General features: G+C 61.6%; 15 protein-coding genes and 1 rRNA gene. 10 read left to right on the top strand and 6 right to left on the bottom strand.

The annotated features are described in order from the left end of the window. Positions 1–82 precede the first annotated feature (82 nt). Together E1B25_RS19765 and E1B25_RS19760 are read right to left on the bottom strand one after the other, a co-directional pair. Positions 83–985: a LysR family transcriptional regulator gene (locus E1B25_RS19765; RefSeq protein WP_132831310.1), complete on the bottom strand. Its 903-nt coding sequence runs from the start codon at positions 983–985 to the stop codon at positions 83–85. Then, complete coding sequence (locus E1B25_RS19760) at positions 985–1,785, bottom strand: nitrilase-related carbon-nitrogen hydrolase (RefSeq protein WP_132831309.1); 801 nt, start codon at positions 1,783–1,785, stop codon at positions 985–987. The genes E1B25_RS19765 and E1B25_RS19760 overlap by 1 nt, the downstream gene beginning before the upstream one ends. A 681-nt stretch (positions 1,786–2,466) precedes the next feature. On the opposite strand from E1B25_RS19760, the gene E1B25_RS19755 reads away from it, so the two are divergent. The 10 genes from E1B25_RS19755 (at position 2,467) to E1B25_RS19710 (ending at position 11,465) form a co-directional block, all read left to right on the top strand. Further along, positions 2,467–3,300, top strand: coding sequence for a transporter substrate-binding domain-containing protein (locus E1B25_RS19755; protein WP_132831308.1), 834 nt, complete (start codon positions 2,467–2,469; stop codon positions 3,298–3,300). A gap of 117 nt (positions 3,301–3,417) precedes the next feature. Next, entirely contained in the window at positions 3,418–4,158 is a 741-nt protein-coding gene (locus E1B25_RS19750) for an amino acid ABC transporter ATP-binding protein (RefSeq protein ID WP_132831307.1), read from the top strand. Then, the gene (locus tag E1B25_RS19745; protein WP_132831306.1) at positions 4,155–4,814 is read left to right on the top strand and encodes an amino acid ABC transporter permease; all 660 of its coding nucleotides are present in this window, start codon (positions 4,155–4,157) and stop codon (positions 4,812–4,814) included. Before E1B25_RS19750 ends, E1B25_RS19745 begins: the two co-directional genes overlap by 4 nt. 10 nt (positions 4,815–4,824) lie before the next feature. Further along, positions 4,825–5,493, top strand: coding sequence for an amino acid ABC transporter permease (locus E1B25_RS19740; RefSeq protein ID WP_132831305.1), 669 nt, complete (start codon positions 4,825–4,827; stop codon positions 5,491–5,493). A gap of 25 nt (positions 5,494–5,518) precedes the next feature. Further along, a complete protein-coding gene (locus tag E1B25_RS19735; protein WP_132831304.1) occupies positions 5,519–6,445 on the top strand; it encodes an N-carbamoyl-D-amino-acid hydrolase in 927 nt (308 codons plus the stop codon). Positions 6,446–6,515: 70 nt separating this feature from the next. Beyond that, the gene (hydA, locus tag E1B25_RS19730; protein ID WP_132831303.1) at positions 6,516–7,970 is read left to right on the top strand and encodes a dihydropyrimidinase; all 1,455 of its coding nucleotides are present in this window, start codon (positions 6,516–6,518) and stop codon (positions 7,968–7,970) included. Then, a complete protein-coding gene (locus E1B25_RS19725; protein WP_132831302.1) occupies positions 7,970–8,623 on the top strand; it encodes an aspartate/glutamate racemase family protein in 654 nt (217 codons plus the stop codon). The genes hydA and E1B25_RS19725 overlap by 1 nt, the downstream gene beginning before the upstream one ends. After that, a complete protein-coding gene (locus E1B25_RS19720; RefSeq protein ID WP_132831301.1) occupies positions 8,620–9,597 on the top strand; it encodes a LysR family transcriptional regulator in 978 nt (325 codons plus the stop codon). Before E1B25_RS19725 ends, E1B25_RS19720 begins: the two co-directional genes overlap by 4 nt. A gap of 180 nt (positions 9,598–9,777) precedes the next feature. Then, a complete protein-coding gene (locus E1B25_RS19715; protein ID WP_132831300.1) occupies positions 9,778–10,704 on the top strand; it encodes a dihydrodipicolinate synthase family protein in 927 nt (308 codons plus the stop codon). After that, on the top strand, positions 10,704–11,465 hold the full coding sequence (locus tag E1B25_RS19710) for an SDR family oxidoreductase (protein WP_132831299.1): 762 nt from the start codon (positions 10,704–10,706) through the stop codon (positions 11,463–11,465). The genes E1B25_RS19715 and E1B25_RS19710 overlap by 1 nt, the downstream gene beginning before the upstream one ends. Before the next feature lie 150 nt (positions 11,466–11,615). Here E1B25_RS19710 and E1B25_RS19705 read toward each other — a convergent pair whose 3' ends face one another. From E1B25_RS19705 to rrf, 4 genes are all read right to left on the bottom strand, one after another. Further along, a complete protein-coding gene (locus E1B25_RS19705) occupies positions 11,616–12,683 on the bottom strand; it encodes a TRAP transporter substrate-binding protein (protein WP_132831298.1) in 1,068 nt (355 codons plus the stop codon). 27 nt (positions 12,684–12,710) lie between these two features. Next, complete coding sequence (locus E1B25_RS19700; protein ID WP_132831297.1) at positions 12,711–14,267, bottom strand: TRAP transporter large permease; 1,557 nt, start codon at positions 14,265–14,267, stop codon at positions 12,711–12,713. Further along, complete coding sequence (locus E1B25_RS19695) at positions 14,264–14,758, bottom strand: TRAP transporter small permease subunit (RefSeq protein ID WP_132831296.1); 495 nt, start codon at positions 14,756–14,758, stop codon at positions 14,264–14,266. The genes E1B25_RS19700 and E1B25_RS19695 overlap by 4 nt, the downstream gene beginning before the upstream one ends. Positions 14,759–15,260: 502 nt before the next feature. Further along, a 5S ribosomal RNA gene (rrf, locus tag E1B25_RS19690) occupies positions 15,261–15,375 on the bottom strand. Positions 15,376–15,585 lie beyond the last annotated feature (210 nt).

Genomic DNA, 15,585 nt, shown 5'->3' with positions numbered 1-15,585 from the left:
GCAGAACGTTCGTCCGATAAATATCGCGATTAAGAAATTCACTTGGGTAAATTTCAAACCAACGCTTGCTGCCGCCCGTTTTTTAAGCAGGGCTTGCGTAGACAGCCAGCAATTCCTTGAGCATGGCCTGCGCGAGCGGCGAGGCTTCGACATCCGGCCGGGTGATCGCCTCAAAGTCGCACTGATAGATAAAGCGGGTCGGCAAAAGCGGTTTCAGACGCCCGCTTTGGACCCACGAGCGAACCGAATGATCGGGCAGATACCCGATAAAGGCCCCGGACAGGATCATGATCAGCTGTTGTTCCATCCCCTGCGCCATCGCCGGAGAGTTCGGAAAATCGCGATTGTTCCAGTGATCGTCACGCCAATAGCTGCGCCCCACGGTCCGCATCGACGTGACAAATTCCGGCGTCAGCTCCTCGTCGCGCACGCTCCAAAGCAGATGGTTCGACGCGCAGTAAAGATAGTTGGTCTCGCGATAAAGCGGCTGCGACGCCAGCCCTTTCAGCTTGCGCGAAAATGACCCGATACCCAGTTGCAAAGACCCATCGCGCACACGCTCCTGAAGTTCCTGCGGGTCGTTTTGCACCAATTCGAAACGCACCGCCGTGGCGCGCTTTTCCAGCGCGCTGATCGCCTCGGAAAGCCGAAAATTGGGATCGGTGACCACGTGATCGACAACCCCGATGCGCAATGTGCCCGACAAGGTCCCGCGCAGCACCTCCGTCTCCGAAACGAAGGTGTTGGACGCGGCCAGAAACCGCACCACGGCGGCATGGACCGCCTCGCCCTTCTGAGTCAGTTGAAAACCAGCCCGCCCGCGCCGACACAAAGTCATGCTCAACCGGTCTTCAAGGGCCGAGATCTGGGTCGAAATGGTCGATTGGCTGACGTTCAACTCGGCCTGCGCCGCAGCAAAACCATGATGGCGCACCACCGCGTCGAACACCCGCAATAGCCGAATGTCTGCTCCTGAAAGCTGCATCACATCCCGTCGCTGATTGGCCGGAAATCCCGGTCCTGTGTCGACAGAACCGCGTGATCATACTCCAGCGGAAGCTGGCTAAGAAGCAGGCAAGGCCCCCTGCCCGCCTGGGCCAGAATCTGGCCATCCGCCCCGGCGATCACCGAGCCGCCGAAATAGGTCAGATGCGCCTCTTGGCCGCAAAGGTTGGCATAGAGGATCGTAAGCCCATGGTTGGCCGCCATCGCGGGCACAACATGCGCCCCGACATGGCCAAAGGGATCCATCGCCGCCGTGGGGACCAAAACAAGATCGACCCCCTGTTGTTTCAGCGCCGCGATATGGGGGGCGAATTCCACATCATAGCAGATGAGAATGGCCAGCTTACGGCCCGCGAACTCAAACACCGTGTAGCGATCACCGGCAATGAACCGTTGCGCCTCGACCTCGCCAAAAAGCTGGATTTTGTGGTGATTACCAAGGATCTTACCCCCAGCGGACACATAAAGCGCCGCATTGGCAATCTGCTCTCCAACCCGCTCCGGGTAGCCAACACAGATCGCACATCCCGCCGCACGGGCGATGGGTGCAAGACGGGCACAAAGAGCCTCTTGGCTCAGCGCCAGTTCGGTAAAGTCGTCGCGTTCATAACCGGTGACGAAAAGCTCGGGAAAAACCACAATATCCGCTCCCGCACGTCCCGCCGCCGCAGTGGCCTTGCCGATCTCGTCAAACGCCAGTTCGCTGTTTCCCGCGACCGATGGCGCTTGCCACAGCGCCAAGGTCAATCCCGTGTCCGTCTCACTCCCCGTCTCGCTCATAGCCCATGCTCCGCCTAGATCTTTGTGAAGCTCTCAAGCCTCGGATGCCCGCCTTCTCGCCCGGCTCCAAGCAGACCCGCGCCCCAAAAGGGGCTGGTGGGGTCAACCGGTTCGCGCAACGGCTCCCCCGAAAGTATCAGTTGAGGTTCCGTAGCCAAGGGCTTTCCGCAGTCTTGTTTTGAGGTGCAAAGCGGCCTGATCGAGACCATCCCGTTGCGAGTCGGCCTTCCAGGTGTCGAATTGCGCACAGGCCATGGGACGGAATCGTACTGCCGCCCCATGTGGTTTCATCCCACTTTGGGCTTTTCGCCCCCGGCAAACCCGGGGCGGTCCACATCTCACGCCACTGGGTGCCCATTCAATAGGCATCGCAAAGAGGCGCGTTTGAGGGATACGACCGCCGCGAACCCGTCTTTGCGGCTCCCAAAATGTGGAGGAGCACCAAGCCCGAGCATCCATGAAATTACAATTTTTTCAACTTGTTAACCACAGTTGCAGCGCCAAACCTGGACCTGAATTCGCCCATTGCGAGGCGGGCAATATAGAAGCCTGACTTATACTTATATTATCAGAAAATCGTATATTTCAGTTGCCCCCGGCCTGACCCGCCGTCTTTTTGAGAGGCATTCGATGCACCCCCAAGTGCCACCAATAATACGTCTCACCAACACGGAGCCCCCCATGAAACGTACTGGTTTTCTTCTGTCCGCCGCCTTTGCCGCGCTGGCAATCCCAGCCCACGCCGAGGGCTACAAGGTTGCGCTCGACGGAACGTTCGCGCCCCACGCCATGCCCAGCCTCTCGGGCGGTGTCGAAGGGTTCAACGTCGATCTGGCCGCCGCGATCGGCGAAAAGCTCGGCACCGACGTCGAAGTGATCGCGGCTCAGTTCTCGGGGCTGATCCCGGCGCTGCAAGCAGGCACCTACGACTTCCTCGTCGCGCCCACCACCGTCACCGAGGAACGCGCCACCAACCTGCTCTTCTCGGAAGGCTTCATGGACACCAACTTTTCCTTCGTCGTCCCCGCCGGGACCGAGCCGATGGAAGGGCTCGAGGCGTTCAAGGGCAAGACCATTTCCGTCAACAAGGGGTCTGCTTATGAATCGTTCCTGAATGACAAAGCCGAGGACTACGGCTGGGAAGTTGTCGCCTATGGCACCAACACCGACGCTGTCGAGGCCGTCGCAACCGGGCGCGCTGATGCCAACCTCGCCGGAGCAACCGTCTCGGCATGGGCTGCCAAACAGAACCCGCGCATTGATCTCAGCTACGAATACTCCACCGGCCTCGTCTGGGCTTTCCCGTTCCGCAAGGACGACACCGAAACCCGCGACAAGATTGACGCCGTTCTGGAATGCCTGAAGACCGACGGCACCATGGCCGCGCTGTCCGAGAAATGGTTCGGCGTGATCCCGGTCCAAGGGGCCACCATCGTCACCCCGACCCCCGGCTACGGCACCCCCGGTTTCGACGGCTACGACGAAACCCCGCATGAGGTCTCCTGCGACTTCTGATCTCAAGACCTGCCAGGCGGGGCGCCCGTCGTCCCGCCGACCATCGAAAGTAAACGCATGCCCGGAACTTCTCCCATCGCCCCGGCGTCCTCCGCCGCCAAGGTCCACCACAGACCGATGCTTGAAATCAACCAGCTCGAGAAATGTTTCGGCACCACGCAGGTGCTGAAGTCGATCGACCTGAGCGTAAAACCCGGCGAGCTCGTCTTTGTCATCGGCCCCTCGGGTTCGGGGAAGTCCACCATGCTGCGCTGCTGCAACCGGCTCGAAGAGCCGACCTCAGGCAGCATTCTGCTCGACAGCGAACATGTCACTGAATGCCACGGCCGCGCGCTCGACAAGATGCGGCTAAAAATCGGCATGGTGTTCCAAGGTTTCCACCTCTACCCCCACAAATCGGTGCTGGCGAACGTGATGCTGGCGCAGGTCAAGGCGCTGAAACGATCCAAGCCCGAGGCGAAAGCCCGCGCCATGGAAATGCTTGAACATGTGGGGCTGGCACACAAGGCCGACGCCATGCCGAGCGAGCTATCTGGCGGACAACAGCAGCGCGTGGCCATTGCCCGTGCGCTGGCACTTGACCCCAAGGTCATGCTGTTCGACGAACCCACGTCGGCGCTCGACCCGGAATTGGTCGGCTCCGTTCTGAAGGTGATGAAACAGTTGCGCCAGGAAGGCATGACCATGCTGGTGGTCAGCCACGAGATGGAGTTCGCCCGCGAGGCCGCTGATCGCGTGGTGTTCATGGATGGCGGCGTGGTGGTCGAAGCCGGCCCGCCCGAAGACATCTTCGGCAATCCTAAGTCGGAACGCCTGCGCGCCTTCCTCTCCCGCCTGCAGCCGACGACCGCCGCATGAGCTTCCTCGACACGTTCTTTGACGGTGCGGTGATGGCGAAATACCTGCCGGACCTGCTCGCGGCGCTCGTCACCACGCTCTGGCTCAGCGCCGCGATCGTGATCGCTGGGCTGGCGCTGGGGTTGGTTCTCGCTTGCCTGCGCACACTTGGCCGCTGGTATCTCACGCTGCCCATCGTCGCCTTCGCCGATATTAGCCGCGCCCTACCGCCACTGGTGGTGATTCTGGTGTTTTATTTTGGCCTCCCCGGCCTCGGCATTCGCCTGTCGGGCCCAATGGTGCTGTTCATCGTACTGGGCGGCGTTCTGGCAGCCTTCGCCGAAGAGATCTTCTGGGCGGGCCTCACCTCGGTTCCGAAGGGACAGTGGGAAGCCGGCCGCGCCACCGGCCTCAGTTTCATGCAGACCCTGTTCGACATTGCCCTGCCGCAGGCAATCCGGCTGGGCATCCCGTCTCTGGTCAACCGTGCGCTGGCGATCACCAAGATGACCGCGCTGGGGTCGGTGATCGGTGTAAAGGAAATCCTTTCCGTCTCGTCCTCGGCGCAGAGCTTCTCAGGCTCGGCGACGCCACTCACCATGGCCGCGCTCGCCTATCTCGCGATCTTCCTGCCGGTCGTCATCTTCGCGCGCCTCCTTGAGAAGCGCTACACATGAGCGGTGCGACATGAGCAACTTCATCGATCTGTTCTTCAACCTCGACATCATGGCACAGGCTTGGCCGCTGCTGCTCAAGGGGCTCATCATCACGCTGAAGCTCTGCGCGGTGGTCATCTTGCTGGGCCTCGCCGGAGGGCTGCTGCTGGCGCTCGGCGCGCTGTCGCCGCGCAAATGGCTGAAATGGCCGACGATCGGCTTTATCGACCTCTTTCGCGCCCTGCCGCCACTCGTAGTGCTGATCTTCGTCTACTCGGGCCTGCCCTTCGCGGGGCTGGAACTGACCCCCTTCATGGCTGTGGTGCTCGCCTTCTTCCTCAACAACTCGGCCTACTTCGCCGAAGTGTTCCGCGCTGGCATCCAGTCGGTCCCCAAGGGCCAGCCCGAGGCGGCTCAGGCCACCGGGCTCAGCCAAGTGCAGAGCCTCGTTCACGTGATCCTGCCGCAGGCCATTCGCAACGTACTGCCCGACCTGCTGTCTAACACCGTCGAGGTCGTCAAGCTCACCTCCCTCGCCTCTGTCGTCTCTCTCTCCGAGCTGCTCTACTCGGCCAACATGGCCCGCTCGATCACCTACAACTCCTCACCGCTTGTCCTCGCCGCACTCATCTACCTCGCGATCCTCTGGCCATTGGTCCGACTGATATCGCGCTACCAGCGCGGCCTCGCGGAGCACTGAACTTACGATCCCGAAAGGAAACCCCATGACGAAACTTATCATCGGCGGCGCCCAGATCGGCGGCATCCAAAAGAACGAGACCCGAGAAAGCGTGGTCTCCCGGATGATCGCCCTGATGGAACAAGCGCATGCAAAAGGCGTCAACTTCCTCGTGTATCCCGAGATGACGTTGACCACGTTTTTTCCGCGCTTCTATGTCGAGGACCGCGCCGAATTCGACCATTGGTTCGAAACCGCCATGCCGAATCCCGCCGTCCAGCCGCTTTTTGACAAGGCACGCGCGTTTGGCATGGGCTTCACGTTCGGCTATTGTGAGCTGACCCCGGAAGGCGAACATTTCAACACCTCGATCATCGTCTCGCCAGAGGGCGAGGTCGTCTTGAAATACCGCAAGACCCACCTCCCGGGCCACGCCGAGTTTGAGCCAGAGCGCACGCACCAGCACCTTGAAAAGCGTTACTTCCTGCCCGGCAACACCGGCTTTGGCGTGGTCAGGAACCAAGACGTGATCATGGGCATGGCGATCTGCAACGACCGCCGTTGGCCGGAAGCTTGGCGCATGCTGGGCCTGCGGGGCGTACAACTGGTCACCATCGGCTATAATACCCCGTCGCAGAACAACCTTTCCGCCGAAGAGGGCATCGAGCGCCGCATATACCATCACGAGCTGTCGGTCTGCGCCGGTGCCTACCAGAACTCGACCTACGCGGTGGCCGTCGCCAAATGTGGTATGGAAGACGGCAACCACATGTTCGCGGGGTCGATCATCGTCGATCCCGACGGATTTGTCGTCGCAAGGGCCGAGGGGGAAGGCGACGAGTTGATCACGCATGACGCAGATTTCGCCAAATGCGATTTTGGTAAGTCGACCGTGTTCAACTTCGCCGCCCACCGCCGGATCGAGCATTACGGCCTGATCGCCGAACAGACCGGGGTCGTCATCCCCGATTGAGCGGAACAGAACAGGCACCAACTGCGCCCCTCCCAAGCGGGCGAACTGACGACAGACAAGGAGAAAGCAGATGCACTTCGATACGGTGATCCATGACGGGCTGGTCGCCACGGCCTCGGAGACCTGGAAGGGCGATATCGGCATCAAGGACGGCCGCATCGCGGCTGTGGCCGAGCACCTGTCAGGCGGCGATCGACGCATCGACGCGGGCGGGCGCATCGTCATCCCCGGTGGCATCGAGGCCCATGCCCATATCGCACAGGAAAGCTCATCGGGGGTGATGTCCGCCGATGACTACCTCTCGGGCTCGATCTCGGCAGCCTATGGCGGCAACTCCTCGTTCATCCCCTTCGCGGCGCAGCACCGCGGCCAATCGGTTGACGAAGTGATCGCCACCTATGACGCGCGCGGCGCGCGGTCAGTCATCGACTATTCCTATCACCTGATCATATCCGACCCGACCCAAGAGGTGCTTGAAGACCAGCTTCCCCGCGCCTTTGCCCGCGGCATCACCTCGTTCAAGGTCTTCATGACCTACGACCTGATGAACCTCGGCGACGGTGGCATGCTCGACATCCTCACCGTGGCGCGACAGCACGGCGCGATCACCATGGTCCATGCCGAGAACAACGACATGGTCAAATGGATGAACAAACGGTTGGCCGACAAAGGCCTGACCGCACCAAAATACCACGCGATCTCGCGCCCTGAGCTGGCCGAGCAAGAGGCGATCAACCGCGCGATCCAGCTTGCCAAGCTGGTCGATGCCCCGCTCTTCATCGTGCATGTCTCGACCGAAGGCGGTGCCGAAATCGTGCGGCGCGAGAAATTCAACGGCGCCAAACTCTATGCCGAAACCTGCCCGCAATACCTTGCGCTGACCCGCGCCGATCTCGACCGGCCGGGCATGGAGGGGGCCAAATACATCTGCTCTCCGCCGCTGCGCGATGGCGCCACGCAAAACGCGCTATGGCACCACGTGGCGCAGGGCACCTTCGAGAGCGTCAGCTCGGACCATGCCCCCTACCGATACGATGCGACCGGAAAGTTCCTGAACGGCGAGAATGTCCCTTATCCCAAAATTGCCAACGGCATGCCCGGAATCGCCACCCGCCTGCCCTATCTCTTTTCGGAAGGGGTGGTGACGGGACGCATCACGCTCGAGCAGTTCGTAGCGCTGTCATCGACCAACGCCGCCAAGGTCTTCGGCTGCGCAAACAAGGGCCGGATCGCGCCGGGTATGGATGCCGACATCGCGATCTGGAATCCCGAGGCGCGCATCACCGTCACTGCGGCGGACCAGCATGACAACATGGATTACACCCCCTACGAGGGGATGGAGTTGACCGGTACGCCCGAGGTTGTGATGACCCGCGGCGCGACAGTCGTCGAGCATGGCGCGCTCAAGGCGAAAGAGGGCCAGGGCCGCTTCTTTGCCCGCCAGCCCGCCGACCTGCGCGGCAAGCCCGGCTACATCGCCAAGGAACTGGATCCAGCGCAAAACTTTGGCGCGGAGTTGCGCTGATGGGTCCGATCCTGATCATCAACCCGAACTCGTCGGCCAATGTCACGCAAGGCATCGCCGAGGCCATCGCCCATCTGGCCCCACTCAAAGGTCCGGCGTTCGAGGTCACCGACCTCCCCGCCAGCCCGGCAACGATCATGACAAACGAGGACGTGGCCCGCGCCGGTCTGGGATTTGCCGAGCTGGCGCAATCACGGCCCGACGCAGCCGCCTTTGTCGCGGCCTGCTTTTCCGACCCCGGGGTCGAACTGACCCGGACGCTGGTCAAGCAACCGGTGATCGGCGTGCAGGAGGCCGGTATCCTCACCGCCATGGCCCGCGCTGATCTCTTCGGCATCATTGCGCTGTCGCCGGGATCGGTGGCGCGACACCGTGTTAAAATCCGCGCCATGGGCGTCGAAAGCCGCTTCGCCGCAGAACTGGCCCTTCCGAGCGTCTCTGCCGAGGACTCCGGGCGCGATCCCAAGGTGTATGACCTCTGCGTCGCGCTTGGCCGCGATCTGGCCGAGCGCGGCGCCGGGGCCGTGGTTCTGGGGTGTGCCGGCATGGCGCCGATCCGCGCGCAGCTTGAGCGCGACATCGGCATCGCGGTGATCGATCCGGTGCAGGCCGCCACCGCCATGGCGCTGGGGCTGGTAGGGGCGCCGGAATGACCACCGAGGCCGGGCTGCCCGAAGTCTCGCTGCGCCAGCTCGAGATCTTTGCCGCAATGATGCGCGGTGCCACCACGGTCGAGGCGGCCGATCGGCTGCACATCTCGCAGCCGGCGGTGTCGGCCGCGTTGCGGCAGCTCGAAACGCAGCTTGGCCTCACTCTGTTTGAACGCACCGGACGACGGCTGCAGCCCACCGCCGAGGCAAAATCGCTGTTTGACGAGATCCGCCCGATCTTCGGCCTGATGCAAGGCTTCTCGCAGCACGCGCGCGACATGAAGCTGGGCATGGCAGGTCGGCTGAAGGTTATCTCCACGCCGCCCCTCGGCTATTCCGTGGCCCCGGTCGCTTTGCGCCGCTTCCTCGACAACCGACCCAACGTATCGGTCGCCTTCGACGTACGCCGTCTCGAACAGGTGAGGGAAGCGGTGCAGAGCGGGCAGGCGGATATCGGCCTTGCCATAGACCATGACCGCCAAGATGCCGTGAATGTCGACGTGCTGCAGCGCGCGCATATGGTGGCACTGGTGCCGCGCGAAAGCCCGTTGGCCAAAAAGCCACATCTGACCGCCCTCGATTTGCAAGACGAACCGCTCGTCGGGCTCGAGCTGGCCTCAAATCTCGGCCAGCTTGTGCGCAAGGCCTACGAGCAGGCAGGCGCCATCTATTCGCCCCGGATCGAGGTGCGCTACTGCGCCACCGCCACGGCGCTCGCGGCGCAACATCTGGGGGTGACAGTCGTCGATCCCTATTCTGCCACCACCCAAGTCTCCGACGCGCTGGTGTGCAAGCCGTTCCTCCCCGCCTGCGAGGTGAACGCGGTGATGTATACCCGCCGGGGCGTGCCCTATTCGGGGCTGCTGCACAGCTTCATGTCGGATCTGCGCGCCGCCTTTGCCGAAAGTGAAGTGCTCCGGCAAAGCTGGGTCATCGACAAGGGCCTGTCCGCTGTCGCAGGACCCAGACCCGAATGACGCCTTAGAAACAGCAACCGCCCCAGATGCCAACGTCAACCCGAGCCTTCATCAACCTACCTGCTCTCGGTTTTCTGTACACTTTTCCCTGCGGTTTTGTACGGGGCCCTCACGCAGGAGCACCACCTCTCTCATCCCTCCCGGGCCGGGCCCGCGAGAACTAAAACAAGGATACAGGATATGACCCTGCTCACCCCGGACGCCAAAGGCGTCTTTGTCATCTCGGTCACACCATTCACCGACAGCGGCGCGATCGATTTCGACAGCCTTGATCGGGTGGTGGATTTCTACTTTGAGAAGGGCGCTGACGGGCTGACCATCCTTGGCATGATGGGCGAGGCGCAAAAGCTGACCCAAGCCGAAAGCCGTGCCGTGGCGCAACGCGTGATTAAGCGGGCCGGAGGAAGACCCATCGTCGTCGGGGTCTCGGCACCGGGCCTCGCCGCAATCGGCGAGTTGGGCAAAGCCGTGATGGACATGGGTGCGGCGGGCTGCATGGTCACAACGCCAGGGTCGCTCAAGACCGACCCGCAAATCCACGCCTATTTCGCGCAGGTCGCCGCCACGTTGGGCCAAGATGTGCCCATCGTGCTGCAAGATTTCCCGCTTTCGACTGGCGTGCATATCTCTGACGAGGTGCTCGGCCGGATCATTGACGATGTGGCGCAGGTGGTGATGCTCAAGCATGAGGACTGGCCGGGCCTTGCCAAGATTACCAAGCTGCGCGCGGCCGAAGCAGCCGGGCGACGGCGCATCTCGATCCTGTGCGGAAATGGCGGGATATTCCTGCCCGAAGAAATCGCGCGTGGTGCGAATGGCGCGATGACCGGCTTTGGCTTCCCCGAGATGCTGTCAGATGTCGTACGGCTGGCTAGCGCTGGCGACATGGACCGCGCGCAGGACATCTTTGACGCCTATCTGCCGCTGGTGCGCTACGAGCAGCAGCCGGGCGCAGGCCTCGCAGTACGTAAATACGTGCTGGCCAAGCGCGGCGCGATTGCCTCTGCGGCGCTGCGCTCTCCGGGTGCGGGGCTTGCCCCAGCCGCCATCGCCGAGGTCGAGCGCCTGCTCACCCGACAAGACAACAGATTGAAGGAACTGAACTGATGGATTTTGGACTCACAGGAAAGACAGCGCTGGTTCTGGGCGCAAGCCGTGGCCTTGGCGCCGCAAGTGCAACGATATTGGCCGTTGAGGGGGCGCATGTGATCGCCGCGTCACGCAGCGGCAGCATCCCCGCCGGTGGCTCGGTGGACAATATCGAAGGGCTGGTGCTGGATCTTTCCGACCCCGCCAGCGTCGCGGCGCTGATTGAACGCCTTGCAGAGCAGCCAGTCGACATTCTTGTCAACAATTGCGGCGGACCCGCTGCGGGGCCAGCCAAGGGGCAAAGCGTCGCCGCATGGCGCGCCGCCTTTGAGACCATGGCAACACCGATCTTCAGCATCACCGATGCTGCCCTGCCCGGCATGATCGCCAAAGGCTGGGGCCGGGTTGTCACCATCGGTTCGTCCGGCATTGTGCAGCCGATCCCTAACCTCGCCCTATCGAACGGCGTACGCGGCGCCATCGCCGGTTGGTCCAAGACGCTGGCAGAAGAAATCGCACCACATGGGATCACCGTCAACATGGTGCTGCCGGGGCGCATCGGGACCGACCGGCTTGCACAGCTTGACGGGCTCAAGGCCGAAAAGACCGGGGCCGCACTTGATGCCGTGCAGAAGGCTAGCCGCAAGACCATCCCCGCAGGCCGCTACGGTAAGCCGGAAGAGTTCGGCGCGGTGGTCAGCTTTCTGTGTTCGCAGCAGGCTTCTTATGTCACCGGATCGATGCTGCGGGTCGATGGCGGTCTGATCAAGGGGCTCTGAGCGAGAGAATTATCCCGAAAACCCTTGGTGTTCCAACGTCTGCGGGTCCGTTTTGATCGGATCCCAGCACACGCGGCTTTCCCAGCGATACTCACCGCCGGGCCGAGGCTCATGGATGCGGCGACCTGCCGCCGCATCCTGTCTCAGCCGTCAGCCCCGACCGGCCAGCATCGGCAGCGTCATGGCGCTGGCGTAGTCCTGGGCCTGGGCCAGATAGGGATCGTAGCTTTCGCGCACGCGGGCGACGTCGGGGTTCGCTTGCGTCAGCTCCTCCTGCACCTGTACCCAGGCATCGCGCATTCCGGTGATGATCTCATCGCTGAAGGCACGGAAATCGACGCCGTCCGCACGCAGCGCGGCCATCGCCTGCGCGTTGAAGAAATCGAACTCCGCATGGCTCTCCAGCGCAGCGGCATGGGCGGCGTTTTCACAGATGCTCTGCAGGGCGGCGGGCAATTCATTCCATGCGTCCTGATTGAACACGATGGCCAGCCCGGCGCCGGGCTCGGTCAGGGCAGGCAGATAGCACAGCTTGGTGACTTTCTGCAGGCCAAACGCCTGATCCAGCATCGGGCCGACCCACTCGGCGGCGTCGATTGCACCAGATTGCAGCGACTGGAAGATTTCCGGCGGCGGCATCAGCACAGAGTTGACGCCCAGTTTGCGGAACACCTCACCGCCCAGCCCGGCGATGCGCATGTTCAACCCCTTGAGATCGTCAAGCGTGTTGACCTCTCGCTTGAACCAGCCGGCAGACTGGGTATTGGAATTGCCGCTATAGAACGGTTTGAGCCCGCGCTGCGCGTAAATGTCGTCCCAGATCTCCTGCCCGCCGCCATATTTCAGCCAGGCAAAATGTTCTGACGAGGTCATCCCGAAGGGCACCGCAGTGAACCAATGCAACGCCGAATTCTTGCCTGCGGCGTAATAGGTCGGCCCGTGCCCCACGGGCGCATTGCCCTGCTGCACCGCATCTTCGACTGCGAAAGGCGGTACCAGTTCGCCGCCGCCGAAGACCTTGAAGGTCAACTGCCCATCGGACATGGCGGCGACCTTCGCGGCAAAGTTGCGCACGTTGGAGCCAACCCCCGGGGCGTTCTTGGGAAACGCTGTCGGAAGGTTCCATTCAATCTTGCCCTGCGCGATTGCAGGGCTGCTCAGGGTCGTCGCGGCGGCGGCGATCCCCGCCCCGGACGCGAGAAAGGTTCTGCGTTTCATGTGATATTTTCCTCCTACAAGTGAATCTTATCTTCCGAAGACCTGGTCCGGTAGCCACGTCGCCAAGGCCGGGAACGCAATTAACAAACCCAGTCCGACAAGTTGAAGCACCACAAAGGGCGCGACACCAATATAAATATCTGTCGTCGTGATGTGGCGCGGTGCGGTCGAGCGGAAATAGAACAACGCAAACCCGAAAGGGGGCGTCAGGAAACTGGTCTGCAGGTTCATCGCCAGCAGCACGCCAAACCAGACCGGAGAGATGTCGCCGCCCAGAAGTGGCGGGCCCAGCAGCGGCACGACAATATAAATGATCTCGACCGCTTCCAGCACAAAGCCCAGTAGAAATACCACCAACATGACTGCGGCGAGGGCCCCCCATTCACCGCCCGGCAGCGCCTCCATAGCGGCCATCACGATTTCATCACCGCCAAAGCCGCGAAACACCAGCGCCAGAAGCGAGGCTGCGACGACAATCCCGAAGACCATGCCGGATATCCGCAGCGTGTCGCGAACGGCGCCCTGCAACAACCGGGCGAACCACAGACGCCATCCCGCGACAGCGACCCCGAGAACCAGCAAAACAGCCAGTACCGCCGCAAGAACACCCAGCCCCGCACTCTCGCTGCGGGCATCACTGAACAGCCTCAGCATCATCAGCGCGAAAGCCGCCAGAACGCCCGACAACACCAGATTGCGTTGCAGGCCTGGTAGCCCACCTCGATAGGCCGCCAGCATCAATGCGCCGATCGCACCCAGTCCTGCGGCTTCGGTCGTGGTCGCGATCCCCACAAGGATCGAGCCAAGCACCGCCAGAATGAGCAATAGGGGAGGTGCAAAGCTGGACAGGATCTCGCGCAGCCCAACGGGAGCAGCCGCGACAGCCGCGCGCGCGGGTCCGGACGGCTTGGCCACTGGGCGCAACCCAACGAAGATATACAGCGCGTAAAGGCCCACCAGAACCAGCCCGGGCAGCAGCGCTCCGGCAAAGAGATCCCCCACGGAAACCGGATCGGGGGCGAAATTGCCCGACTTTTGCTGCGCCTCCAGATAGGTGTTTCCGATCTGATCCCCCAGCAGCACAAGCAAGATAGAGGGAGGAATGATCTGGCCCAAGGTCCCGCTGGCGCAGATGATGCCCGTCGCCATCCGCTTCGGCACACCGGCATCCAGCATCGCGGGCAGGCTGATCAGCACCAGCATCACAACCGTCGCCCCCACGATCCCCGTCGACGCGGCGATGATCGCCGAAAAGACCAGAACCGACAGCGCCATGCCCCGCGTTGATCCGCCCAGCATACGGCCAAGAACCTCCAGCATGGATTCGGCCAGACGTGACTTCTCCAACAGAACCCCCATCAGCACGAACAACGGCACCGCCATGAGCAAGGGATTGGACATCGCGCCGTACACCCGCGCGGGAAAGAAGTTGAGAAAGCCCAGATCAAAGGCGCCGACCGTAGCCCCGATCACCGCTGTCAGCAGGGGCACGCCCGCAATCGCCAGCATCGCCGGAATGCCGCTGAGAATACCTGCAAACAGGCCAAGGATCATGCCCGCCAGGAAAATTTCATGGATGATCATGCGCCGACCCCCTCCGGGTCGAGCAGCACGGCGATTCCCTGCAGGATCATCAACACCCCACTGAGCGGAAGGGTCGTCTTGACCAGGAATACGCCACCAAGCCCGCCGGTTTCGATCGAGCCCTCCCAGATCGACCAACTGTAGATAAGATCGGGCATCCAGGCCCAAGCCAACAGACCAAATACCGGCACGAGGAACACCACGAGCGCAACACTGTCCGCGATCCGCAAATACCCATCAGGCAGCCGTTCCGACAAAACCTCCACCCGCACATGGCCAGCCCGGCGCAAGCAATAGGGAAGTGACAAAATCATCAGGATAGCAAAGGCGTATGCCGCAAGATTCTGCAACTGGATGAATCCGCTATCGAACCCGAAGCGCAGGATTACGGTGCCCAGGACCGCGCCAGCCAGCACGACGCAGGCCACGGCGCACAGAGCGACGGTGACCCGATCAAGTACCTGACAAGTCGACAGGAAAATTGCGCGCAATGCGGCCTCCCTCACTGGCTATTCGCCAGTGCCCTAGCACCAAGCGCCCCGCTTGACTATACTCAGACACTTGAAATTTACCCGCGCGCGAACCGGCCTGGTTTCGAGCCGACTCTCGATCGGTTTCGATTTTAGGTTTGATAGATGGATCGGCGATGATCCCCACAAAAGAGGGCGTCGAATTCCCGGCCTGTAAGAGCTCAACACCCGAAAGCGTGAGAAACTCAGTCGTAGTCTCCATAGAGAAACTTACGTCCTGCTTTCCCACGCCCTTGAGACTCAAATTACGCCAAACTCGGGAAGATGGGCTTTAGACACCGCATACGGCATTTCAGGTCGAGCGGGACTTTGTGCGGGCTCTGGATGCTTTCACGAAAGCCATCGGTCGGCAGGCGAAACCAATGTCGAACACTGTTCGAGACGCTCTGAAACTTTGTGAGTGCTGACTTGGGGAATCTTTGATATTGTCATCGAAGAGAGAAATCATGGGAGTCCTTATTAGGTTTGGCGGTGACCTACTCTCCCACGTCTTAAGACGCAGTACCATTGGCGCGACAGCGCTTAACTTCCGGGTTCGGGATGGGACCGGGTGTTTCGCTTGTGCTATGACCACCAAACCGAATAAGGACTCTCCTCTGCCCTTGCAAGCAAGGGCAGGAGCAGGGTTCCGTTCATGGAACGGGTTTTCCTGCTCGATAATCAACTGTGTTGTTCAAGTCGTACACTTTATGGTGTGTATGCTTTTGATTTAGCAGAAGTCTGTCTTCTACTGGATCAAATCAAGCCTATCGGACAATTAGTACCGGTCAACTGAACGCATTGCTGCG

Origin of the sequence: Antarcticimicrobium sediminis, from assembly GCF_004348975.1 — a bacterium.
GTDB classification, from domain to species: Bacteria; Pseudomonadota; Alphaproteobacteria; order Rhodobacterales; family Rhodobacteraceae; genus Antarcticimicrobium; species Antarcticimicrobium sediminis.
The sequence above is the reverse complement of the archived record's forward strand: the minus strand, read 5'-3'. Positions and strand labels throughout refer to the sequence as shown.